Raw genomic sequence first — 24,425 nt, 5'->3', positions numbered from 1 at the left:
TTAATGATTTATATATGTTAATTAATTAATCAATATCCAAATGAATTAATTTAATTGTTATTTATACCTATCTTAACTATTATATATTAGTCTGTAAATTATTGCAAATAAGGCATAACAACTATTAGTGACTACTATTTGAATTTTTATAAGGTAATTCGTATAATGCTACTTCACCATTATTTACCTTATACAATTTTCCAATGTCTATGCTATTTTTTATATAATCTTCTACTCCAGTACAAGTTATAATTGTTTGAATATTTTTAAGAGAATGAATTAAATATTTTTGTCTTTCATCATCTAATTCTGATAATACATCATCTAGAAGTAATATTGGTGTGTCATCTATTTTATCTATAACTAATTTTATTTCAGATAGCTTAAGTGAAAGTGCAGCAGTTCTTTGCTGACCTTGCGAACCATATTTTCTTATATCTATACCATTTACTAAGAACATCATATCGTCCCTGTGAGGACCTACACTTGTTGTTCCAAATCGTATGTCCTTATCTAAATTATTCTCTAGTTTTTGTTTGAAATTTCCATCATTTACATTCTTTTCATATTCTATTTGTAGATTCTCTTTATTTCCAGAAATATCAGAATGTATTTTATTAATAATCAAATTCAGTTTATCTATAAATTCTTTCCTCTTATATATAATCTTAGTTCCGAAATGCACTAATTGATTATCCCATATATTTATAGTCTCGTCAATTTTACCAGTTTTTTTCAAAGTTTTCAATAAATTATTTCTTTGTTTAAGAATTTTTTGGTATTGCTGCAAATTATAATAATATATATTATCTAGTTGACATAATTCAAGATTAAGAAACTTTCGCCTTTCTTTAGGACCATTTTTTATTAGTCCAAGGTCTTCAGGGGAAAATATTATAACATTAACAATACCTAATAATTCATTTAATTTTTTTATAGGTATCCTATTTATAGCTATTCCTTTTCTATTATTTTTTTTTATGTGAATATCTACATTTTCATCAATACCTTTTTTATTCACAGTTAATTTTATATGTGCTTCACTTTTTTCAAGATTAATCAATTCTTTATCACTACTGGTTCTATGAGATTTAGAAGTCGCACACAAATAAATGGCTTCAATAATATTTGTTTTTCCCTGAGCATTTTTTCCAAACAATATATTGATTCCATCAGAAAAATTGACTACTGTATATTTATAATTTCTATAATCTTTTAACGATAATCTTTTTATGAACATACTCAAGCACTCCAATTAAGTCTAATAATTAAACTTAGCTTTCTAAAATTTAATGCAGTCATATATATAGTATGAACTTTAATTAGAGGCAGCCAAATATAATTTTCAGAAAAATGATAAGAATATTTATTCCGTAAAAATATTTGACTGCTTGTAATATAGAATCATCAATCATCAGTGCATTGCTAAATGATTTTTATTTCTCCATATCCATTAATATTTATAATATCTCCTGGATGTATTTTTTTACCTCTTCTTGTTTCAACTTCATTATTAACTTTTACTTCACCGTTTAGTATTAAAATCTTAGCATGTACTCCTGAATCAGCAGCTCCAGCTAATTTCAATAGTTGTCCTAGTTTAATGTATTCGTCATTAACTTTAATTTCTTCCATAACTTAGATCCTCTCATTTTACAAGTCTTTTTATCTTATTCTTATTGGAACAATTAGATACTTATAGTCATCTCCATCTACTTGCTTCATAATACAAGGACTATGAGGATTAGTAAATTGTAAATAGATGTATTCATCATCAATTACTTTTAGAGCATCAATAAAATATTTTGGATTAAATGCAATTTCTAACTCATTTCCTTCTTTTTCAATATCAATTTCTTCATAGACATCACCAAAATCCGTATTAGAAGTAATTATCATACTATCATTTTGTATAGTAATTTTGATAGGATTGTTTTTAGTTTCTCTAGATATCAATGCCGCTCTATCAATACTTCTCAGTAATTCATCTTTATCAATTTTAATAAGTGTATCATAATCTTTTGAGAAGAATTGTTCATACTTAGGGAAATCCCCTTCCAATAATCTTGATACTATAATGCTTTCTTCTAATTCAAATAAAATATGCTTATCAGTAAAATATATCATTACATCTTTTTCATCATCAGGCTCTAAGATTTTACTAATTTCATTTAGAGTTTTCCCTGGTATGACTACACTGATATCATCAAAATCTGATTCGAAATCCATTTTTCTAATTGAGACTCTATGAACATCAAGAGATACTATATTTAATTTATTATCTTTTATTTCCAATAATTCACCTGTAAGAACTGGTCTTATCTCTTCTAATGCTATAGAAAATATTGTTTGTCTAATCATTTCTTTTAGTTTCAATTGGGATACTTTTATATACGTATCTTTAGATACATTAGGTAACTGTAAAAATTCTTCTCCTGAAAATCCAGAAATGTTAAACTTGGTTTTTTCACATATTATTGTAGTATAATTATTATTATCCACTGTTATCTCTACTTCATTATCAGGTAATTTCTTAACTATTTCAGAAAAAATCTTAGCCTTTAATGCTACTGTTCCTGTTTCTATAATATCGGCATTTACATTACTTTCAATACCAAGTTCTAAGTCATTACTTATTAATTTGAATCCTTTTGATGTTGCTTGTAATAAAATACATTCTAATATAGGTAATGTCGTTCTAGTAGATACAGCTTTCAAAACCGTTGTTACTCCATTTAATAAATCACTTTTACTACAAGTTAATTTCATATTGTTAATAACTCCTTTCACATGTATATATAGATAATATATATTTTTTTATAGTAATTGTAATAATAGGGCTTGTTAATATGTTAATAAGTATTCTAAACCCTCGTTGTTAGTAATTGTTAATAAATATAATAAGTCTGTTGATTAAATTTATTTTTTTATAGAAATATCCACAGCTTAGATGAGGTTATACCCCTAAAAAAAGTTTTTCACAGGTTATACAGTTATTCTTAACACCCTAATGTTGATAACTTTATGACCTTAAAAAAATTATAATGCATTAGTTTATAAGTTGAATTTATCAATAATTCCTACATTATTCATCTTATTTGTAAGTACATTATAATTTATTAAATGTAGCTTCTATTTCCCAGTTATCTTTTTCGTTAATATTTCAATAGTATTTTTGAATGCACTATCTTTTTGAATATCTTTACTAATTTTTTCGTAACCGTGTATTATTGTTGTATGGTCACGTTTTCCAAGTATTTGTCCTATCTTAGGAAGGGATAAGTCTGTTAACGTCCTTGATAGATACATAACTATTTGTCTTGGATAAGCTATTTCTCTAGGTCTCTTCTTAGAGACTATATCAGCAGGGTTAATGTTATAATGTTCTGCTACGATTTCCAATATGAATTGAGGTGTAATTTCTTTATCCTTTTCAGGTGTTATCAAATCTTTTAGTGCATCTTCTGCTAATTCTTTCGTAAGGTCTTTATGTACTAGCGTTGAATATGCTATTATTTTATTGATGCCACCTTCTAATTCTCTAATGTTAGATTTTATGTTAGTTGCAACATATTGAATAACATCATTTGGTAAATTAAGATGTTCCATTTCAGCTCTTTTTTGTAATATAGCCATTCTTGTTTCAAAATCAGGTGGTTGTATATCGGCTATTAAACCCCATTCAAATCTGGATCTCAACCTTTCTTCTAATGTTTCAATTTCTTTTGGCGGGCGATCACTTGAGATTATTATCTGTTTTTTAGCTTCATATAAAGTATTGAATGTATGGAAAAATTCTTCTTGTGTTCTTTCTTTTCCTGCTATAAACTGGATATCATCCACTAATAGAACATCTATATTTCGATACTTTTGTCTGAATTCTTCATTTTTATCATCTCTGATTGATTTTATTAATTCATTAGTGAATTTTTCAGAAGACACATATAATACTTTTGATTCACTATTTTCTGAAAGTATAAAGTGGGCTATAGAATGCATCAAGTGAGTTTTCCCCAATCCAACACCACCATATATAAAAAGAGGATTATATGCTTCTGCTGGTGATTCAGCAACTGCTAAAGCGGCAGCATGAGCTAGTTTGTTATTGTTACCAACAACAAACGTATCAAATGTATATCTAGAATTCAGGCCATTATATTCATTATTATTATTAGTAGGTATTTTTTTATTGGATACTTTTTTCTTTTCTTTAGCTATCTCACTAGGTAGCATAAATTTAATATTGTATATTTCACCTACTATTTCTCTAATTGCGATTATGATTGATTTACTATATTTTCTCTCTATATAATCACGACCGATTTCATCATCTGTTTTTATTATGATTGTATTATCTTGTACTCTAATAGGCTCCAGATTTTCTAGAAAAGTTTTATAAGATATTTTTGAAATATCTGATTCATCCCTAAGTAACGCTTGAATTTTGTCCCATTTTTCAATAACGGAATGACTCATCATATATCCTCCTTTGCATTATTCGAGGTATATTTCCAGTATTAACGATTCAATCATAATAATAAAAATATACCGTAAAATGAACATACTTATTCATTCTAATTCTAACTATCTACAGTATATATTACTCTATAAAGGACTAATTTTCAATTAAATTATGTGGATGTGTGGATAAAATTTGTGGATAAGATTGTTTATATAGCTGTTGATACTGTGGATAACTTGGTTTGATGCTTTTTTATCCACAGTATGTTAATTAAAATAATGTACAGGCTGTTAATAGTTCTTATTGTGCATAAATATTACAAATAAATTAAATGTAAATATTTGTTAATAATAAAAAAAATGTAGACTTATCCACAATTCTGAGAGCGATTGTGGATAAATAGTTTTTAACAAATTATCCACAAAACGTGGAAAAAAACATAAAAAATTGTGGATAAAAAATTTTAATTACTGGAGTTTCCAATACTTTAATCTTTCATCATTATTTTTTTCTTGACTAGAAGTTAGTTTTTTAATATAATTAGAATAGTGCTTTTATGTAAAAACAACTACTAAGCATTAATATTTAAATTTGGTACTAAGTAAATCATATGTATTTTGTTAATGGATATGTTATCAATAACTAGTACATGTTATTTAATACAATAATATAATTATATAATATGGAATATTGAAGGAGGTGCTTTTAATGAAAATGACATACCAACCTAAAACGAAACAAAGAAGCAGAGAACATGGTTTCAGAAAAAGAATGAGTTCTAAAAGCGGAAGATGCGTTTTAGCAAGAAGAAGAGCAAAAGGTAGAAAAAAATTGTCAGCTTAAGGCCTCATTTTGTGGCCTTTTATACTATCCTCCAATTCAAATACTATAACGATCGTCAAAGGTTTAATAAAATTTAATCCTTTCATATTTATAGGAGGTAGTTTTTGGGTATGAATAGAACAGAATCGTTAGGAAAAAGAAAAGATTTCAAAATTGTTTTTAACAAGGGAAAATCCCTTGCAAATAACTATTTAGTTATGTATATTTATAGTAGTGGAGATTCTATTAATCGGTTAGGAATCTCGGTAAGTAAAAAAGTTGGGAACAGTGTAGTTAGACATAGGGTCACTAGATTGGTTAAAGAGAATTATAGGCTTAATGAGAACAGAATAAAAACTGGATATGATATTGTTGTTATAGGAAGAGTCAATTCATCGAACGCAAATTTTAAAGATATAGAGAAATCATTAATCAACTTGTTGAGAAAACATAATCTATTAGAAAAATAAAAGAGTGATATACCATGAATGTCTTTAAATATGTTTCATTAAAAATTATAATTTTTTACAGAAAATTTATTTCTCCTTTAAAAAGACCAACGTGTATTTATACACCTACTTGTTCAAAGTATGCGTATGAAGCTATAGTTAAGTATGGATTTCTAAAAGGAGCTTGGTTAAGTATCAAAAGAATCTTAAGATGTCATCCATTTCATAAAGGTGGATATGACCCAGTACCATAAAATATAGGAGGAACTAATTTAATGTTATCGAATATTGTTGTTCTAACACAGAGCAGTTCATTTATAACAGGTCCGATAGCCAAGATTTTTGGTGCTATTATGGATGCTATATATAATTTATTCAGTAAAATAGGCATTAATAATTTAGGTATCAGTATCATATTATTTACTATCATTGTTAGATTATTAATGTTACCTCTAGCTTTTAAACAACAGAAATCAATGATAGGTATGCAAGAAATACAACCTAAATTAAAGAAAATTCAGGACAAGTATAAAAATAAAAAAGATGTTGAATCACAAAATAAAATGAGAATGGAAATGAGTCAATTATATCAAGAGCATAACGTAAGTCCTTTTGGTGGATGTTTACCTCTTTTAATTCAATTTCCCATTATCATGTCATTATTTGCAGTTCTTCGTAAAATACCAGCATATATTATGAGTATCAAAGGAATTTATCTTAGTATTATAGCAAGTATAAGAAATGTTGCAGACCATGCTACTTATTTAACAAGCTTGAATGATGCTAGTAAAATGCCAATCAAAAATTTTGATGTAACTAACAACAATCAAGTTATAGACTTAATGAGTACTTTTACTTCAACCAAATTTAATGAATTTGTTGACTATTTTAATTCTGTTTCTTCAACTGTTGGAGATCAAATAGCTCCATTAGTTAGACAATTAAATGATGTTAACTATTTCTTAGGTATTAATTTAGCGGATAATCCTAATTTAATGTCAATTGGTTTATTAATACCAGTACTTAATGTTGTTGTTCAGTTTCTAGTATCCAAAACTACTATGAGTATGAATAATAAAAACATGGATGAAAAACAAGCTACTACAAATAAGGCTATGATGTATACTATGCCTCTTATTACAGTATTCTTCGTTGTTAGTATGCCAGCTGGTTTAGGTCTTTATTGGTTGACAAGTAGTGCTTTCCAATTAGTACAACAAATAATATTAAACAAACATCTCAAAAAAGACATTAAAAAATAACTAAATAATTTCACATAATCATTAAAACAAAATAGAACTCACTATAGTTTGTAATGTAATAAAATGATTAGTTAAGCGTTATTATATATACAACTTTTAATATTAGCTAAGAGAAAAGTTTAAGAATCGTATTGGAAAAGTTGAATATATAAAATTTAAGGAGGAAAGTTCTAAAATGAATTTTGTTGAAAAGACAGGAAAAACCGTTAATGATGCTATAACAGAAGCATTAATCGAATTGGGGACTACGAGTGATAAAGTTAATATTGAAGTAATTGATAAAGGTGCAACTGGTTTGCTTGGTTTTTTTAGTTCAAAAATGGCTAAAGTAAAAGTTACTAAAAAAATAAATCTATCTGATGTGGCTACAGATTTTTTAGAAAATATATTTAGAGTCATGGATTTGAAGGTTACTATAGTAGCAGAACTTAAAGAGCAGAATCTTGATATAGAGTTAAGCGGTCCAAGTATGGGTGTATTAATTGGTAAAAGAGGACAGACACTAGATTCCCTACAATATCTGGTAAGCTTGGTTGTTAATAAGGAATCAGATAAATATGTTAGAGTTAAACTGGATACGGAAAATTATCGTGAAAGAAGAAAAGAGACTCTTGAAAACTTAGCAAAGAATTTATCTTACAAAGTTAGAAAAACTAATAAAAAATTTAGTCTAGAGCCGATGAATCCTTATGAAAGACGAATAATTCATTCTACATTGCAGAATGATAAGTATGTAGAAACTCATAGTGAGGGAGAAGAACCATATAGAAAAGTTGTAATAACACCTAATTTTAAAAAGTAATAAAAAGGGGGCCTAAGCTCCCGTCTTTATGAAGACCCAAGCTTACGAGCATGGGTTTTTTAATCTTATAGGAAAGTCTATTTTTAAGCATATGAAATAGGACGTTTTCATATGAGCTAAGGAAACTTTCCTAACGGACAAATCCGCTTTGAGGAATGAGGCATAGCCTCTTTTGTTCTCATTAATATTAATATATAGTTTAGAAGGAGTTTTGTTATGTTGAATAATACAATAGCAGCTATTTCCACTTCTTTATCTGCTTCTGGAATTGGAATAATCAGAATAAGTGGAGAAGATGCTATTAATGTTGGTGACAAAATATTTGTTTCCAAAAAGAATAGGAAATTAGTAGATCAAAAAACTCATACTATCCATTATGGTAATATTGTTGATCCTAAGAATAATCAAATTATTGATGAAGTTCTTGTTTCTGTCATGAAGGAACCCAATACTTACACTAAGGAAAATATTATTGAAATCAATTGCCATGGTGGAGTTATAGTAATGCAGAAAATACTACATCTAGTTTTGGAAAACGGAGCTAGATTAGCTGAGCCAGGAGAATTTACAAAGAGAGCTTTTTTAAATGGAAGAATGGATTTATCTAGTGCTGAGGCAGTAATTGATATTATTAATGCAAAAACCAATTTATCTCTAGAGAGTTCAGTAAGTCAGTTGAAAGGGAATATCTACAGGGAAATAAAAAGCATTAGGAGTAAGTTGTTAGAATTAATAGCCCATATAGAAGCATCTATAGACTATCCAGAATATGATTATGATGAGTTAAGTGAAGATTTGGTTAAAAATAATCTAGGGACAATTAAAAAAAGAATCGAAAAGTTATTAAATTCTGTTGATGACGGTAAAATCATTAGAGAAGGAATTAAGACTGTCATCGTTGGTAAACCAAATGTTGGAAAATCATCACTTATGAATGCTTTACTTAATGAAGATAGAGCCATAGTTACAGATGTGGCAGGAACAACCAGAGATGTATTAGAAGAATACATGAATATAAAAGGTGTCCCATTAAGGATTGTTGATACAGCAGGTATTAGAAAAACAGAAGATATAGTTGAAAAAATAGGTGTTAATAAATCAAAAGAATTAGTAGAAAAAGCAGATTTGATTATAATGATAATCGATGCGTCAACTGAATTGACTGAAGAGGATCAATATATTTTTAATCTTATAAAAGATAAAAAAACTATTATCTTATTGAACAAAATTGATCTTCCTGTTAAAATAACTGAAGAATTAGTTAATAAGGAAGTTGAAAACACTAAGGTGATATCTACATCATTGATTAATAGAAAAGGCTTAGATGATATTGAAAAAGCTATAAAAGATATGTTTTTAATTGGAGATATTGATTTTAATGATAATTTATATATAACAAATGTTAGACATAAACTATCTCTTGAGAATGCAATAGATAGCCTTGATGCTGTAAATAATTCAATTGAAGTTGGTATGCCAGAAGATTGCTGGTCTATTGATATAAAGAATAGCTATGATTATTTAGGTGAAATAACAGGTGATAGTGTAAATGAAGATATTATCAGTCAGATTTTTAGCCAGTTCTGTTTAGGAAAATAGTTGAATTTTAATTATATACTACTAGTTAATGTAGAAGGAGTTAATGCGTATGAGTTATATTGAAGGAAATTATGATGTAGCTGTAATTGGTGCTGGACATGCTGGATGTGAAGCTGCTCTAGCGGCTGCCAGATTAGGACTTAATACAGTTATATTTTCTGTAAGTTTAGATAGTATAGCCATGATGCCATGTAATCCTAGTATAGGAGGAACATCAAAAGGACATTTAGTACGTGAAATAGATGCTCTAGGTGGTGAAATGGGGAAAAATATAGATAAGACATATTTACAATCAAGAATGTTGAATACTGGTAAAGGTCCTGCTGTTCATTCACTCAGGGCTCAAGCAGATAAATTTACTTATTCAAAAGAAATGAAAATCGTTCTAGAAAATACTCCTAACTTAATAATTAAACAAAGTGAAGTAACGGATATAATTGTTGAAGATAATAGGATAATAGGAGTAAAGACGATTTCAGGTGCAGTATATAATTGTAAAACAGCTATTATAGCAAGTGGAACTTACTTAAAGGCGCGTTGCATATATGGAGAAGTTAGTATCAATAGTGGACCTAATGGACTTCTTTCAGCTAATCATCTTACTGATAGCTTAATGGATATAGGAATAGAGATGTATAGATTCAAAACAGGAACTCCATCAAGAATTGATAAGAGTACAGTGGATTTTAAAAAAATGGAGGAACAAAAAGGTGATGAGAAAATAGTACCTTTTTCATTTCTGAATACTGAGGAAGGTATTAAGAGAGACCAGATATCTTGTTGGTTAACCTATACTAATGCTAATACTCATAATATCATTAAGAAAAATCTGGATAGATCTCCTCTATATAGTGGTGTAATTGAAGGTACTGGACCAAGATATTGCCCATCAATAGAAGATAAAGTAGTAAGATTTCAAGATAAAGAAAGGCATCAGGTATTTCTAGAACCAGAAGGGGAGTATACTAATGAAATGTATGTACAAGGTATGTCTAGTTCTCTTCCTGAAGATGTTCAGAGAGATATGTTAAGGACTCTACCTGGTCTAGAAAAATGTTCTATTATGAGGCCTGGTTATGCCATTGAATATGATTGTATTAATCCTTTACAATTAAAGCCTACTCTTGAGTTCAAAAAAATATCTGGATTATATAGTGCAGGACAATTTAATGGTAGCTCTGGTTATGAAGAAGCAGCAGCTCAAGGACTTATTGCTGGAATAAATGCAAGTATGAAAATACTGGAAAAAGAACAGATAGTATTAGATAGATCTGATGCGTATATAGGTGTTCTCATTGATGATTTGGTTACTAAAGGGACTAATGAACCTTATCGTATGATGACATCAAGAGCAGAATATAGATTACTTCTTAGACAAGACAATGCAGACCTGAGATTATCTGCAATCGGACATAGAGTTGGTTTGATTTCAGATGAAAGACATAATTGTGTATTGGAAAAAGAAAAGAAGATAAACGAAGAAATTGATAGATTAAAAAGTACTACAGTTGGTGCTAATAATCAAGTAAACAGTTTCTTAGAAAAATATAATAGTTCTGTATTACGTTCAGGAAGTACTTTGGCTGAACTTCTAAGGAGACCAGAACTTAATTATGTTATTCTAAAAGAAATCGATAAAGATAGAAAAGATTTTGATGACGATATTATTGAACAAGTTAATATCTCTTTGAAATATGAAGGATATATAAGTCGTCAGCAAAAACAGGTAGCTCAATTTAAAAAATTGGAGAAAAAATATTTACCTAATGATTTGAATTATGAGCAGATAAAAGGGTTAAGAATAGAAGCTATGCAAAAGCTAAATAGTGTTAAGCCTAGATCCATAGGTCAAGCTTCCCGTATATCAGGTGTATCACCAGCAGATATATCTGTATTGTTGGTATATCTAGAACAGTTAAGAAGAAATTATAATAAGCAGGATTAAAAGAGGTATACAATTTTTGTAAAGGTTAGGATGATAAAATGATATACAACCATTTATTAATAGAAGGTGCAGAAAAGTTAGGATATAAGTTAACAGATATACAGGTTAAGCAGTTCAATAAGTATTATGAAATGTTGATTAAATGGAATAAGAAAATTAATTTAACATCTATTATAGATGAACAAGAAGTAATTCTGAAACATTTCTTAGATAGTATTGCTATCAAAGAGGTTATTGATCTAAATATATGTAATAGCCTAATTGACTTAGGTACAGGTGCTGGATTTCCAGGTATTCCATTAAAGATTGTTTTTCCTAATCTAAAAGTAACTTTGGTTGATTCTCTAAATAAACGTATAAATTTTTTATTGGAAGTAATAGACGAATTATCTCTTGAAGATATACAATGTATTCATTCAAGAGCTGAAGATTTAGGTAATACTGATTTATATAGAGAACAATTCGATTTATGTGTTTCTAGAGCAGTTGCTGATTTATCAATTCTTAGTGAATACTGTATACCATTTGTTAGGCATGGGGGTTATTTTATATCATATAAGTCTAATAAATCGCAAGAAGAAATTTATAGTTCAAAAGGGGCTATGGAAAAATTAGGAGCTTGTTTAGAGAAAATAAAGAATGTTGAAGTTCCTTTTTTGGATATAGAAAGAACATTTGTAGTTATTAAAAAAGTGAAAAATACCCCAAACAAGTATCCTAGAAAAGCAGGTAAACCTAAAAAAAGTCCATTAAGATAATTATATTTCCAAGGAAATAATTTTGATTTTGCTGTTATTTTTGATATAATATAATAGAGTAATAATAAGATTAAACAATAATCATTGGTTATCAATTAATCAAGATATAATTTAATTAAGTCTTAAGTATATATTTTAGTTGATTATAAAAATTTATAAAAAATTTAGTAAGTTATAAAATCAAAATTATAATAGCTCTTGATTCCTAAGATGTTAATATGCATCTTAATATAAATAAATTAACTAAAGAAGAGAGGAATAGTTTTGAGTATGATTAATGAATATAATGTAACTTTTATTTCTGTTAATAATATTAGACCTAATCCATATCAGCCTAGAAGAGTTTTTGATAAATTAATGTTAGATGAATTAGCTAATTCAATTAAGGAATTTGGAATTATGCAGCCAGTTAGTGTTAGAAGGATTAATGATGAATATTATGAATTAATAGCTGGTGAAAGAAGATTAAGAGCAAGTAAGATTGCAGGCCTTACTGAGATTCCTGCAATTATAATTGATGTAAATGATAAAGATAGTGCAGTTATAGCACTTATTGAGAATTTACAAAGAGAAAATCTTAATTATATTGAAGAAGCTGAAGGTTATTATAACCTAATTAATGATTATGATCTTACACAGGATGAGGTTGCTAAACAAGTTGGAAAAAGTCAATCCACTATAGCTAACAAGTTGAGATTATTAAGGTTAAGTAATAATGTTAAAAAAGTTTTATTAGATAATAGTTTATCAGAAAGACATGCTAGAGCCTTATTAAAGTTGCCTGATGAAGAATTACAACTTAGTATTCTTAATAAAGTAGTTGAACAATCTTTGAACGTTAAGAAAACTGAAGAGTTAATTGATCGAACATTAAATAGATTAATTGAACAAGTGAATAAGAAGGATAAGGCAAAGGTCAAAAGATATCTTAAGGATATTAGAATATTTACTAATACTATTAAGCAAGCGGTTGATATGATGGAAAGTTCAGGTATAGAAATTGATTATGAAGTTAAAGAAGTTGACGATTCATATAAGATAAATATTGTAATACCTATGAATTAGATATTAATTTTCATGGATATCATATATGTTAAATAGATATGTTTTAGTGATAGTTATTATTGAAAGGGTAGTGTGCTATGATTACTGGTGTATACATAAACGGTGATAAAGATATAAAGGATGCTCTATTTGTTAGAGATGAAGTTTTTGTAAATGAGCAAAATATTGATTATAACATAGTTTTTGACGGGATTGATGAGGAAGCTATACACGTCGTTGTATACGAGGATAAAAGTCCTGTAGGGACAGGCAGATTGATTTTTAAGGATGGTATTTATCTTATAGGTAGGATAGCTGTGCTTAAGAATAAAAGAGGTAATAATTATGGAGATCTAGTTGTTAAAATGCTTATACAGAAAGCTTTTGATAGTGGAGCTGATTATATAGAAGTTCACTCACAATTAAAAGCAGTTCCTTTTTATAAAAAGATTGGATTTGTCGAATATGGAGAAGTTTATTCAGAAGCAGATATTAGTCATCTCAATATGAAACTTGAAAAGGGTAAAATGAAGAAAAAATGTAATTGTAAATAGTTTGAAGAAATAATTTAATGTAAAGTTTAAATATATATTAAAAATATAATTATGTAGAAATTTAGCTTCATGATATATTGATTTATTAAAAATTGCCTCCTTAATTTTAAAGGAGGCAATAAATGTTTTAGTGTTATTATTTTCTGAGATTATACTATTAATTAATATCTATTGGATATTAATTAATAGTATTTATGGTCAATTGAAATATATATTGCAAATGTCAATTATATCCCCAGGTTTTTCTAAATGAGGTAGCAGTTTTGAATCATGTACATAAGAGTATTCTATAGCCGGATTAAGTGTAATATAGCTGTTTATTATATCTTCAGAGTTATTGTTATCACCAAGTAGTATATAGATACTATTGTTGATATTTTCTATTGCAGCATTTATGGACACATTTAAATATTTACATGATTTCGATGCATACAAGTATTTATTGTTAGAACCTTGAAGATGTGAAGCTTCATTATAAACATTAATATATTTATTCTTTACTAGTTTTTTATTAAAGAATAATCTTTTTTTAAGGTTAGTTCCTATTATATATTTAGAACACGCAATATTATATATAGTTGTACCTAGTATTGGAGTTTCTAAAACATATTTTAATAATTTATCCCTCTTATTAGGATTTTTTTGAAGGAACATAATATTAACAGGGTTAATAAATAATAGTTTGTTAAATATATTAGGATTTTGGTAACAAGCCATAGTAACAAATGATGAACTAGAAGAAGAAGCAATCACATCTGTTTTCTCTTTTATGACTTCATTAATAAAATCAGATATCAATTGAACATATAAAAAAGCTGTATAAGTTATTTTAGGTTTGTCGGATCTACCATATCCAATTAAATCTATTGTGTACACAGTATGATTTGATGATAGGTTTTTAACTAATTTTTTAAATTCGTAATCAGAACTTCCCATAAATAAACTGTGAATCAATAGTATGGGTTTTCCTTTACCTTGAACAGTATAAAATAATTTACCGAACTTCCACCCATAATAATAACTATTGCATGAGAATAAATTATTTTTTATAGATGATGTTAAAAATATTATTTTATTTATTAACGAGATTGAGATTAACGATATTAAAAAGTAAAATAGATTTTTTGTATGTTTTTTCACTTGCTTTCTCCTTTCTATTATTATATATAATAGGAAATATTGTTAGCAAGAAACAAATTTTCCTATTTTTACTATTATGTGTTAAACAAATTCATTATACCACAAAAATACATAAGGTAGAGTATAGAACTTTTTTATTATTATTTTATAGGTATTACGTCTACTATCTATTATGTAGCAATTTAGAAAAAAATTCAATAGAATTATTTAGAATTTATAAAAACGTATTTGATTAAAAATTATAATACAATATATACTGAAAATAATAATATTTTAAATTGTTATATAATAGAAAATATAGTCAGATAACACATCAAAAAGGTATTATGTAAAATATTACTAAATTTATTTGATATATATATTACAATTTGCAATAATATTTTAACTGCTAAGATAGTACTATTATCCGTAATTTGCTTGTATTATAATATACTTTAATGATATAATAATATAACTAAAAGTTTAGGTTATATTTTGTCAGTAGGTGTTAGAATAATGTATAAAAATGTGATGGAAAAATTAGATTCTATTATTGATGATACTAAAGAAATCATAAAAAATAGAAATAAAGAAATTTTTGAAATAAGTTCTTATATTAAGAAAAAATATATAGAAATAGAGGATAGATTTATTGTTTTGAAAGATGAGGCTAATGATGTCATAAATAACGTAGCAACGTTAGAGAAAAAGTTAAATCTTGGTAAAACCAAATTATCGATCATAAATAGAAATATCAATCTCTATAATGAAGAAGAAGTAGAATTAGTCCATAAAGAAATCGAGGATATAAAAGAAAAGTTATCACTTGAATATGAAAAAGAAATGGATATAGTTCATAAAAGAGATAATTTGGAAAATCAACTCAAAACAATTAGGCAAATAGCCGAGAAATCCGATTATGTTAGCAATAATTTAGATTTTGCTTATGATATTTTATCTGGGGAGCTTAATGAAATTAATAATGAAGTTAACAATATGTATACTAAAGAAATATGGGGACTAAAAGTTATAAAAGCTCAAGAAGAAGAGAGATTAAGGATATCTAGAGAGATGCATGATGGACCATCTCAAAACTTATCCAATCTCATTCTTAAAACTGAACTATGTATTAAATTATTAGATAAGGATATTGATAGAACTAGGTTAGAACTTCAATCTCTAAAATCAATAATAAGAACAACTATTGATGAGACTAGGAGAATGATCTATAATCTTAGGCCTATGGCACTAGATGATTTGGGATTGGTTCCTACTTTGGAGAGATATATAGATAAGATAAGAAACGAAGTTAATTATGATGTAACCTTTGATGTGGTGAATGGGGAAGATAATGTTAATTCTATTATTTCTTTAACTTTATATAGAATTGTTCAAGAAGCATTGAATAATGCTAAAAAACATTCTAATGCGAGTAATGTAAATATTAAGCTGATTTACAAGTCTGAGTTTATAGAATTGATAATAAATGATGATGGTGATGGCTTTGATATAAATAATGTAAAATTAAATATGGAAAATAATAGAGGGTTTGGTATCACGATGATGAGAGAAAGAACCAACTTATTGATGGGTGAATATAAGTTGAAGTCTAATAGGGGAATGGGCACAACAATATATGTAAAGATACCTATTTTGGAAAGCAAGGAGGATATTAATGAATAACATTAAAATACTTATCGCAGACGACCATTCAATGGTTAGAGAGGGTCTTAAACAGTTAATTGAATTAGAGGATGATATTGAAGTTATAGACCAAGCAGGAGATGGTTCGGAAGCAATCAAAAAAATTATTGAAGGCAATCCAGATGTTGTATTGCTTGATATAAATATGCCACGAATGAATGGACTAGAGGTTATAAAATATCTTAACGAAAATAATATTCCAACTAAAACTCTAATATTAACTATTCATAATGAAGTAGAATATCTATATAAAGCATTTGAAATCGGTGTACAAGGATATGTTCTAAAAGATTCTGAATCTGATGTTTTAATCAAAGCAATCAGAACTATATATAATGGTGAATCCTATATTCAGCCTAATATGGCATCTCTATTATTTAAAAGAATGAACAACACAAGAGAAGAAAAAGAAGTTGGCTTTAATAAGTTAACAAAAAGAGAGATTGAAGTTCTTAAACTTATTACTGAAGGTATGTTAAATAAAGAAATCGCTCATAATTTATGTATCAGTGAAAAGACTGTAAAAAATCATGTGTCTAATATATTTAAAAAGATCAATGTATCTGATAGGACACAAGCGGCTGTATATGCGATAAAAAATAATATAGTAGATATATTCTAGAAGTTCTTCAATTTGTAATTTAGACTTTTATGGCGATACCATCATTCATTTTAATTAATGAATCAAGTCTAAATTAGGGATTGAAGCCAAGTTAATGGTTCTTAATACTAGACAAAAAGATTTATTTAATGTATAATTTTTATAATTCACTAATGGTACTCTCGTCTTTGTGGACGGGAGTTTTTAATAGAATAGTTAAATTGTTTTTTGACTTTTATAAGTAAGTTTTATAAGAGTAAATCTTGTTATATCAAATAATAGACTATGATTCTTATGATTTGTTATCGTTTTGTTAATTCTTGTAAGTAATACTTTATTGTCATGAATTTCTCTTTTATAAGAGTATAGTATATTTTGAGAAAGGAAGTTAAATAAATGGAGTTTGAAAAGATTGTTGTTAAGATACTTAAGAATGTTATTGTTGATCTTTCAGAAAAAGAAATTAATGATTTAATAGAAATTCCTTCTAATCCAGAAATGGGAGATTTTGCTTTTCCTTGTTTCAAATTAGCAAAAATCTTCAGAAAAGCACCAAATATGATAGCCAGTGAAGTAGGAGAAAAAATTGGTCCATCAGAGTATTTTTCTAATATAAAAATTATAGGAGCATATATCAATTTTTATGTTAATAAAAAGAAATATGTAGAAAGTGTTTTGACTAATCAAAAACTTGACGAAAAATTAGATATCGGTAAAGGTAAAACTATAGTTTTGGATTATTCTTCACCTAATATCGCAAAACCATTTCATATAGGACATCTTAGAACTACCATAATAGGAAATGCACTCTATAATATTCACGATCATCTAGGATATAAATGTGTTGGAATAAATCATCTAGGTGATTGGGGTACTCAATTCGGAAAATTAATCGTTGCATATAAATTATGGGGTTCAAAAGAAGAAATAGAAAAAAATGGTATCAATGAACTAACAAAGATATATGTTAAATTTCATGAGGAAGCTGAGAATAAGCCAGAGTTAGATGATGAAGCTAGAGCTTGGTTCACTAAAATGGAAAATGGTGATAAAGAAGCTTTAGATCTATGGCAGTGGTTTAAAGATATCAGTTTGAAAGAGTTTAATAGAATTTATAAAATGCTTGATATAAATTTCGATTCATTTGCAGGTGAAAGCTTTTATAATGATAAGATGGATGCAATTATTAAGGAGCTAGAAAATAAAGGATTAATTGAAATCAGTGAAGGTGCTAAGATAGTTGATTTGGAAGAAGACAAAATGCCACCTTGTCTAATTACTAAAAAAGATGGAAGTACACTTTATGCAACAAGAGATATTACTGCAGCTATTTATAGGAAAAAGACATATGATTTTGAAAAGTGTATCTATGTTACAGCATTAGACCAAAATCTACATTTTGCTCAGTGGTTTAAAGTGATTGATAAGATGGGATATGAATGGCACGATAAATTGATTCACGTTCCATATGGATTAGTTAGTATGGAATCCGGAAAATTATCTACAAGAAAAGGAAAAGTTATATATCTTGAAGAATTATTGAATGAGTCAATTGAGAAGACAAAGAAAATAATAGAAGATAAAAATCCAGACTTGGATGATAAGGAAAATGTTGCTAAGACTGTTGGTATTGGTGCTATATTATTTAATGACCTATATAATAATAGAATTAAAGATGTAGTATTTTCTTGGGATAAAGTTCTGAATTTTGAAGGAGAAACAGGTCCTTATGTTCAATATACCTATGCTAGAGCTTCTAGTGTGTTAAGGAAGGCTAATTATAGTAATAGTGATGAAAAGGTTGATTATGAATTATTAACTGATGATTTAGCGTTTAATGTTGTTAAAACTCTACAAAGATTTCAAGGTGTAGTTGCAGATGCAGCAGAGAAGTTGGAACCATCTTTTGTTTCAAGGTATGTTGTTGATTTGGCTCAAGCTTTTAATAGGTTCTATCATAATTGTCCTATTATTACGGATGATAAGGATTTAAGAGATGCAAGGTTGTCACTTGTAAGTGAAGTTAGAGTTATTATTAAAAAAGCTTTAAAATTGTTAGGAATTAAGGCACCAGAACAAATGTAGCATTTTATTTTTTGAGAAATAATCTGTGAGTGAATATTTTATTTGCTTGTGGGTTATTTTTTTGTATTTATATATTTTTTTAGGTATAAGGTTAGTAAAGAGGAAGGATATATGGGTAAGAAAGGTGAACGGTAGGATGAGAAAGTAATAAATAGTTAATTTTACTACGCCTTACTCCTAAAGGATCGGACTGCGTAAAATCAACTATTTATTACTAGTATGATATGGGGAGGTTGATTATTAAAGAATAGAGTTGATAAGATGATATATATAAGTTGGAAGAGAAAGGATATGGTAGATGGAGAAAAGTGAACGGTAGGATGAGGAAGCAATAAATAGTTAATTTTACTACGCCTTACTCCTAAAGGATCGGACTGCGTAAAATCAACTATTTATTACTAATAAGATATGGGGAGGTTGATTATGAAGAGATTGAAGTATAGAAGAGGATATATAAATAAAACATAAAAATGTTTCACGTGAAACATTACGATATAATTTTGATAAAACATTAATAGGATAGATATATTTAGTTATATAATAAAATTACTGTAATACAGAAAGCATAAAAGTAAGTAATTTTAACCTATATATATTACTTAACATTAAATGCAAAAAATTATTACATATATAGTTCTAGTTGCAAAAGATATAATACTAGAATACATAATATGAACCACTAATTATCGAGAATATATTATAAGGATATGGATACACGAATCTAATATACAAATATCATTAAGAATAATTATATTATAAAATAATTAATGATAAATAGAATAAAAATGTTTCACGTGAAACATTTTGTGGGATTTCTATTATTCAGTAAAAGGATATTTAGACACTGATTATAAGTGTGATAGCAAATAAAATTAAAAATTACTATATATTTTACTTTATTTACATCCAATTTTTCTCATATTATTTGTAAAAAAGTACTTGATATATAAAATAATATTAAAAGAATCTATAATAATTATTAGATATGAGTAGATAAGCAAGATAGTATAGTAATATAAAAAACAATAAATTATTATATATACAAAGAAAAATTATCTAGAACAATACAATTCTAATAGAATAATCTATCAAAATGTTTCACGTGAAACATTTTGATAGATGTTTTCTATAATTAACTATAATAGAAATGTCATTTAACAAAGTAGTATATAAAAGTATTAATATTATCCTAACAAAGATATATAGATTGATATAATACTCATTAAAAGTTAATCAATATAAAATTATTACTCATTAGGTAATAATTAAAATAATAAATCATAATTACTAACAACAACTATCAAAACTATTAAAAAGGACATAAAAAAGTATAAATAGTAAGTTTTACGAAGACCGATCCTTTAGGAGTAAGGCGAAGTAAAACTTACTATTTATACTATCACATACATCCGTTAGCCCATAAAAACATGAATAATCACATATATCACCGTTAGTATATAAAGAAAAGTTACTATAAGCTATTTCATACATTCCATAACGATTTAAATAACAATCTACAACTATTAACAACAACTATCAAAACTAATAAAAATAAATAAAAAAGTATAAATAGTAAGTTTTACGAAGACCGATCCTTTAGGAGTAAGGCGAAGTAAAACTTACTATTTATACTATCACATACATCCGTTAGCCCATAAAAATATAAATAATTACACATATCATTAATAATAAATCTATATAATTTAAAATACCTATTAATCTACACCTTCATAATACATAATACTTAGATTTTATTATTTTAAACATACCTATTATCCAAATTTTAACTAAATATCCTTAAATAAATAGATTTAGAAAAATTAATGTGATATAATTAATAAAACAATAGCTGAAAGAAGGGAATAACAATGGGAAGAATAATAGCCATAGCTAATCAAAAAGGTGGAGTAGGAAAGACAACCACATCTGTAAATTTATCTTCTTGCCTAGCTGAAAAAGGGAAAAAAGTATTAACTATAGATATAGATCCCCAAGGTAACACTACTAGAGGTTTGGGAATAGACAAAAGAAAATTAAAATATACCATATATGAATTGCTTTTAGGACAAGCACCTATAAAGAAATGTATAATAAAAAATGTGTTCAAAAATATGTCTCTAATACCTGCTGATGTAGATTTAGCAGGGGCAGAAATAGAACTTATAGGTCTTGATGAAAACAGTTTCATTCTTAAAAAACATATAGAAGAAGTAAGAGATAAATATGATTACATAATAATCGATTGTCCTCCATCATTAAGTACATTAACAGTAAATGCCCTAACTACAGCTGATACAGTTTTAGTACCTATACAATGTGAATTTTTTGCTTTAGAAGGATTATCTCAACTTATGTATACAATAAACTTAGTGAAAAAGAGACTTAATCCCAATCTAGAGATTGAAGGAGTCGTATTTACCATGTATGATGCAAGAACTAATCTCTCAATACAAGTAGTTGATGAAGTAAAGAAAGAGCTAAAAAGAACCAATATATATAAAACTATAATTCCACGAAATGTTAGGTTAGGAGAAGCGCCAAGTCATGGGGAACCAATTAATATATATGATTCTAAATCAAAAGGTGCTGAAAGTTATAGATTGTTAGCAGATGAAGTGATTAATAGGAAGGATGAATGATATGACAGCTGCAAAAAGAGGATTGGGGAAAGGCTTATCTGCTCTGATATCAGATGAACTTGAAGAAGAAATAACAGTTAAGAGTAAAGGTATACTTAAATTAAACATTAATGAAGTTGGCCCTAATAAAAAACAACCAAGGAAAAAATTTGATGAAGATTTATTACAAGAATTATCTGAATCAATTAAGCAATATGGTATTATTCAGCCATTGATAGTTATCAAAAAAGGTAAATATTATGAAATTGTAGCTGGTGAAAGAAGGTGGAGAGCGGCTAAATTAGCAGGTATTAAGGAAGTGCCTGTAATTATAAAAGGATATACTGATAGAGAAAGATTAGAAGTATCTTTAATAGAAAATATTCAAAGAGAAAATCTTAATCCAATAGAAGAAGCTTTTGCATACCAGAAATTAATTGCGGATTTCAAGTTGAAACAAGATGATGTAGCCGAAAAAGTTTCGAAAAGTCGTTCATCTATAGCAAATTCTATGAGACTATTAAATTTAGATGAAAAAGTTCAGAGAATGATTATTGATGAAATGATATCCAGTGGTCATGCAAGAGCTTTATTGTCTATAAAGGATGGAGAAATTCAATATAATATTGCCAATAGAATATTTGATGAAAAATTAAGTGTTAGAGATACAGAAAAATTGATCAAAAGTATATTAAACCCTAAGACTCCTAAAAAAGAATCTGAAAAAGAAAAATCAATAAATACCATTTATAGAGATTTAGAGGATAGGTTTAAGGAAATTCTTGGAACTAAGGTAACTATTAATAGAAAAAGCAAGAAAAAGGGTAAAATAGAAATTGAGTATTATTCTGATGAAGAGTTAGAAAGATTAATTGAATTAATTAATTCAATTAAGGAAGGATAGTTGCAAAATGGAGATGTTAAATTATTATATTCCTAATAACATTAGCGTTATAATATTAGTAATAAGTGGTATAACATTATTATTATTAATATTATTAATAGTTAATTCAATTAGAATAAAAAAATGGAAAAATAAGTATTACCAATTTATGAATACCAAAGATGATTTTAATATTGAAGATGTATTACAAAATAATATAAAAAATATTAAAGAATTAAAAGATACATTGAAAGAGCAAAAACTCGAAATAAGAGATTTAGATAAGCATGTTAAACAATCTATAGAAAAAACTGCTATTGTTAAATATAATGCTTTTGACAATATGGGTGGACAATTAAGTTTTGTTTTAGCATTACTTAATCAAAATGATTCTGGTTTATTATTGAATGGGATGCACAGTAGAGAAGGTTGTTATATATATATAAAAGAAATTGTAAATGGCAAAAGTAATAAAGTACTTTCGGATGAAGAAAAAAGTGCTTTAGAAGATGCGATTAATTTCAATAAATAAAATTAATAACTATAAAATATCATTATATTTTAATTACTCTTGGTAATACTATTATTATTACTAGGAGGTGTTCTAATGGTCATATTAGTTCAAGAAGGATTAGAAAATATTGAAAATTATTTAATAGATAGAGGATATAAGGTAATTCATGGTGGTATTACCACAAAACCTCATGATATTTATATTTACTCTAGTTCTTCATATACAGGATTATATAATGAAATTTTTAACAACGATATGTATAATTCAACAATTACAAATAATGTATTGATGATAAATGCAAATAACAAATCATATTCAGAAATAGAAGATATAATCAATAGTAGAAAATATAGCAATTTGTTTGAAAGTGAGGGCTTTTTTTGAGATACAAAATGTTAGTACTAGATATGGACGACACTCTCTTAGGAGATGATTTACTTATATCAGCTGATAATGTAAAAGCACTGGAAGAAGCAAATAAAAAAGATATAATAATTACTATTTGTTCAGGTAGAGCAAGTAATTCTATATTAAAGATAATAAAAAAATTAGATATTGCAAATGATAATGATTATTATATATCATATAATGGTGCAGTCATCAATGACTTAAAAGGAAAGAATATATTTTATGAACCTGTACCTACAGATATAATACATAATCTAATTGATATTGGTAGGGAGTATGGAGTTGACATACAACTCTATAATAGAGATGGTGTTATAGTTGAACAAGTTACTCCTAGAACAAAAGCATACCGAGGACTTAGTAATATACCTATTACTGTGGTAGAGGATCTTAAAGATTATGATAAATCAATCAAAATATTATTTAATTATGATGATATAGAGCATCTTGAAAAAATGCAAAAACATATTATAGATTTATATGATGATAAAGTGAATGTATTTTTTTCAAAACCTACATATTTGGAAGTTTTAAATAAAAATGCCAATAAAGGTGTAGCATTAGAATATCTTTCTAAATATTTACATATAAATCGAGAAGAAATAATAGCTATAGGGGATAGCTTCAATGATAAATATATGATTGAATATGCAGGTATGGGAGTAGCGATTTGTAATGCTAGAAAGGAAATAAAAGAAATAGCGAATTATGTAACAAAATGTAATAATAACGAAAGTGGAGTTGCAGAAGTAATAAATAAATTTATCTTGAATAAATAATTTTTTATATATAAGAG

23 protein-coding genes are annotated in these 24,425 nt (G+C 27.1%); 18 read left to right on the top strand and 5 right to left on the bottom strand.

Going from position 1 to position 24,425, the window contains the following annotated elements; all coding sequences use genetic code 11:
- Positions 1-124: 124 nt before the first annotated feature.
- The 4 genes from recF to dnaA form a co-directional block, all read right to left on the bottom strand.
- Positions 125-1,240: a DNA replication/repair protein RecF gene (gene recF / locus QMG30_RS14080; RefSeq protein ID WP_281816408.1), complete on the bottom strand. Its 1,116-nt coding sequence runs from the start codon at positions 1,238-1,240 to the stop codon at positions 125-127.
- A 185-nt stretch (positions 1,241-1,425) separates the two neighbouring features.
- The gene (locus QMG30_RS14075; protein ID WP_281816407.1) at positions 1,426-1,635 is read right to left on the bottom strand and encodes an RNA-binding S4 domain-containing protein; all 210 of its coding nucleotides are present in this window, start codon (positions 1,633-1,635) and stop codon (positions 1,426-1,428) included.
- A gap of 30 nt (positions 1,636-1,665) precedes the next feature.
- Positions 1,666-2,769, bottom strand: coding sequence for a DNA polymerase III subunit beta (dnaN, locus tag QMG30_RS14070; RefSeq protein WP_281816406.1), 1,104 nt, complete (start codon positions 2,767-2,769; stop codon positions 1,666-1,668).
- 363 nt (positions 2,770-3,132) lie between these two features.
- Entirely contained in the window at positions 3,133-4,476 is a 1,344-nt protein-coding gene (gene dnaA / locus QMG30_RS14065; protein ID WP_281816404.1) for a chromosomal replication initiator protein DnaA, read from the bottom strand.
- A gap of 694 nt (positions 4,477-5,170) precedes the next feature.
- On the opposite strand from dnaA, the gene rpmH reads away from it, so the two are divergent.
- The 10 genes from rpmH (at position 5,171) to QMG30_RS14015 (ending at position 13,697) form a co-directional block, all read left to right on the top strand.
- Positions 5,171-5,305, top strand: coding sequence for a 50S ribosomal protein L34 (rpmH, locus tag QMG30_RS14060; RefSeq protein ID WP_281816401.1), 135 nt, complete (start codon positions 5,171-5,173; stop codon positions 5,303-5,305).
- A gap of 110 nt (positions 5,306-5,415) precedes the next feature.
- Positions 5,416-5,754 (top strand): ribonuclease P protein component, encoded by a 339-nt coding sequence (rnpA, locus tag QMG30_RS14055; RefSeq protein ID WP_281816399.1) that lies wholly within the window; start codon positions 5,416-5,418, stop codon positions 5,752-5,754.
- Between the two features lie 14 nt (positions 5,755-5,768).
- Entirely contained in the window at positions 5,769-5,987 is a 219-nt protein-coding gene (gene yidD / locus QMG30_RS14050) for a membrane protein insertion efficiency factor YidD (RefSeq protein WP_281816397.1), read from the top strand.
- Positions 5,988-6,008: 21 nt separating this feature from the next.
- Positions 6,009-6,995: a YidC/Oxa1 family membrane protein insertase gene (locus QMG30_RS14045; RefSeq protein ID WP_281816396.1), complete on the top strand. Its 987-nt coding sequence runs from the start codon at positions 6,009-6,011 to the stop codon at positions 6,993-6,995.
- Positions 6,996-7,170: 175 nt separating this feature from the next.
- Complete coding sequence (gene jag / locus QMG30_RS14040; RefSeq protein ID WP_281816395.1) at positions 7,171-7,797, top strand: RNA-binding cell elongation regulator Jag/EloR; 627 nt, start codon at positions 7,171-7,173, stop codon at positions 7,795-7,797.
- Positions 7,798-8,013: 216 nt separating this feature from the next.
- Positions 8,014-9,396, top strand: coding sequence for a tRNA uridine-5-carboxymethylaminomethyl(34) synthesis GTPase MnmE (gene mnmE, locus QMG30_RS14035; protein ID WP_281816393.1), 1,383 nt, complete (start codon positions 8,014-8,016; stop codon positions 9,394-9,396).
- 49 nt (positions 9,397-9,445) lie between these two features.
- Positions 9,446-11,341 (top strand): tRNA uridine-5-carboxymethylaminomethyl(34) synthesis enzyme MnmG, encoded by a 1,896-nt coding sequence (mnmG, locus tag QMG30_RS14030; RefSeq protein ID WP_281816390.1) that lies wholly within the window; start codon positions 9,446-9,448, stop codon positions 11,339-11,341.
- Between the two features lie 38 nt (positions 11,342-11,379).
- Positions 11,380-12,099 (top strand): 16S rRNA (guanine(527)-N(7))-methyltransferase RsmG, encoded by a 720-nt coding sequence (gene rsmG, locus QMG30_RS14025; RefSeq protein ID WP_281816389.1) that lies wholly within the window; start codon positions 11,380-11,382, stop codon positions 12,097-12,099.
- A gap of 270 nt (positions 12,100-12,369) precedes the next feature.
- Positions 12,370-13,164 carry a nucleoid occlusion protein gene (gene noc, locus QMG30_RS14020; protein WP_281816430.1) on the top strand — a complete coding sequence of 265 codons (795 nt, stop codon included), beginning with the start codon at positions 12,370-12,372 and terminating at the stop codon, positions 13,162-13,164.
- Between the two features lie 77 nt (positions 13,165-13,241).
- A complete protein-coding gene (locus tag QMG30_RS14015; RefSeq protein WP_281816387.1) occupies positions 13,242-13,697 on the top strand; it encodes a GNAT family N-acetyltransferase in 456 nt (151 codons plus the stop codon).
- Positions 13,698-13,895: 198 nt separating this feature from the next.
- Here QMG30_RS14015 and QMG30_RS14010 read toward each other — a convergent pair whose 3' ends face one another.
- Entirely contained in the window at positions 13,896-14,837 is a 942-nt protein-coding gene (locus tag QMG30_RS14010; RefSeq protein WP_281816385.1) for an alpha/beta fold hydrolase, read from the bottom strand.
- 495 nt (positions 14,838-15,332) lie between these two features.
- Here QMG30_RS14010 and QMG30_RS14005 point away from each other — a divergent pair, with 495 nt between their 5' ends.
- From QMG30_RS14005 to QMG30_RS13970, 8 genes are all read left to right on the top strand, one after another.
- On the top strand, positions 15,333-16,499 hold the full coding sequence (locus tag QMG30_RS14005; protein WP_281816383.1) for a sensor histidine kinase: 1,167 nt from the start codon (positions 15,333-15,335) through the stop codon (positions 16,497-16,499).
- Positions 16,492-17,142, top strand: a complete 651-nt coding sequence (locus tag QMG30_RS14000; protein ID WP_281816380.1) for a response regulator — start codon at positions 16,492-16,494, stop codon at positions 17,140-17,142. The genes QMG30_RS14005 and QMG30_RS14000 overlap by 8 nt, the downstream gene beginning before the upstream one ends.
- A 375-nt stretch (positions 17,143-17,517) precedes the next feature.
- Positions 17,518-19,206: an arginine--tRNA ligase gene (argS, locus tag QMG30_RS13995; protein ID WP_281816377.1), complete on the top strand. Its 1,689-nt coding sequence runs from the start codon at positions 17,518-17,520 to the stop codon at positions 19,204-19,206.
- Between the two features lie 1,868 nt (positions 19,207-21,074).
- Positions 21,075-21,845, top strand: a complete 771-nt coding sequence (locus tag QMG30_RS13990; protein WP_281816375.1) for a ParA family protein — start codon at positions 21,075-21,077, stop codon at positions 21,843-21,845.
- A gap of 1 nt (position 21,846) precedes the next feature.
- Complete coding sequence (locus QMG30_RS13985; protein WP_281816359.1) at positions 21,847-22,728, top strand: ParB/RepB/Spo0J family partition protein; 882 nt, start codon at positions 21,847-21,849, stop codon at positions 22,726-22,728.
- Positions 22,729-22,735: 7 nt separating this feature from the next.
- Positions 22,736-23,239 carry a DUF4446 family protein gene (locus QMG30_RS13980; protein WP_281816356.1) on the top strand — a complete coding sequence of 168 codons (504 nt, stop codon included), beginning with the start codon at positions 22,736-22,738 and terminating at the stop codon, positions 23,237-23,239.
- Between the two features lie 75 nt (positions 23,240-23,314).
- On the top strand, positions 23,315-23,605 hold the full coding sequence (locus QMG30_RS13975; protein WP_281816353.1) for a YkuS family protein: 291 nt from the start codon (positions 23,315-23,317) through the stop codon (positions 23,603-23,605).
- Positions 23,602-24,408 (top strand): Cof-type HAD-IIB family hydrolase, encoded by an 807-nt coding sequence (locus QMG30_RS13970; RefSeq protein WP_281816350.1) that lies wholly within the window; start codon positions 23,602-23,604, stop codon positions 24,406-24,408. The genes QMG30_RS13975 and QMG30_RS13970 overlap by 4 nt, the downstream gene beginning before the upstream one ends.
- The last annotated feature ends 17 nt before the right edge of the window (positions 24,409-24,425 follow it).

The sequence above is a fragment of the Vallitalea longa genome (genome assembly GCF_027923465.1).
Classification (GTDB): Bacteria; Bacillota; Clostridia; order Lachnospirales; family Vallitaleaceae; genus Vallitalea; species Vallitalea longa.
The sequence above is the reverse complement of the archived record's forward strand: the minus strand, read 5'-3'. Positions and strand labels throughout refer to the sequence as shown.

Coding starts and splice junctions, on each gene's coding strand:
- recF (WP_281816408.1), bottom strand. CDS start 1,240: ATGTTCATAAAAAGATTATCGTTAAAAGATTATAGAAATTATAAATAT.
- QMG30_RS14075 (WP_281816407.1), bottom strand. CDS start 1,635: ATGGAAGAAATTAAAGTTAATGACGAATACATTAAACTAGGACAACTA.
- dnaN (WP_281816406.1), bottom strand. CDS start 2,769: ATGAAATTAACTTGTAGTAAAAGTGATTTATTAAATGGAGTAACAACG.
- dnaA (WP_281816404.1), bottom strand. CDS start 4,476: ATGAGTCATTCCGTTATTGAAAAATGGGACAAAATTCAAGCGTTACTT.
- rpmH (WP_281816401.1), top strand. CDS start 5,171: ATGAAAATGACATACCAACCTAAAACGAAACAAAGAAGCAGAGAACAT.
- rnpA (WP_281816399.1), top strand. CDS start 5,416: ATGAATAGAACAGAATCGTTAGGAAAAAGAAAAGATTTCAAAATTGTT.
- yidD (WP_281816397.1), top strand. CDS start 5,769: ATGAATGTCTTTAAATATGTTTCATTAAAAATTATAATTTTTTACAGA.
- QMG30_RS14045 (WP_281816396.1), top strand. CDS start 6,009: ATGTTATCGAATATTGTTGTTCTAACACAGAGCAGTTCATTTATAACA.
- jag (WP_281816395.1), top strand. CDS start 7,171: ATGAATTTTGTTGAAAAGACAGGAAAAACCGTTAATGATGCTATAACA.
- mnmE (WP_281816393.1), top strand. CDS start 8,014: ATGTTGAATAATACAATAGCAGCTATTTCCACTTCTTTATCTGCTTCT.
- mnmG (WP_281816390.1), top strand. CDS start 9,446: ATGAGTTATATTGAAGGAAATTATGATGTAGCTGTAATTGGTGCTGGA.
- rsmG (WP_281816389.1), top strand. CDS start 11,380: ATGATATACAACCATTTATTAATAGAAGGTGCAGAAAAGTTAGGATAT.
- noc (WP_281816430.1), top strand. CDS start 12,370: ATGATTAATGAATATAATGTAACTTTTATTTCTGTTAATAATATTAGA.
- QMG30_RS14015 (WP_281816387.1), top strand. CDS start 13,242: ATGATTACTGGTGTATACATAAACGGTGATAAAGATATAAAGGATGCT.
- QMG30_RS14005 (WP_281816383.1), top strand. CDS start 15,333: ATGTATAAAAATGTGATGGAAAAATTAGATTCTATTATTGATGATACT.
- QMG30_RS14000 (WP_281816380.1), top strand. CDS start 16,492: ATGAATAACATTAAAATACTTATCGCAGACGACCATTCAATGGTTAGA.
- argS (WP_281816377.1), top strand. CDS start 17,518: ATGGAGTTTGAAAAGATTGTTGTTAAGATACTTAAGAATGTTATTGTT.
- QMG30_RS13990 (WP_281816375.1), top strand. CDS start 21,075: ATGGGAAGAATAATAGCCATAGCTAATCAAAAAGGTGGAGTAGGAAAG.
- QMG30_RS13985 (WP_281816359.1), top strand. CDS start 21,847: ATGACAGCTGCAAAAAGAGGATTGGGGAAAGGCTTATCTGCTCTGATA.
- QMG30_RS13980 (WP_281816356.1), top strand. CDS start 22,736: ATGGAGATGTTAAATTATTATATTCCTAATAACATTAGCGTTATAATA.
- QMG30_RS13975 (WP_281816353.1), top strand. CDS start 23,315: ATGGTCATATTAGTTCAAGAAGGATTAGAAAATATTGAAAATTATTTA.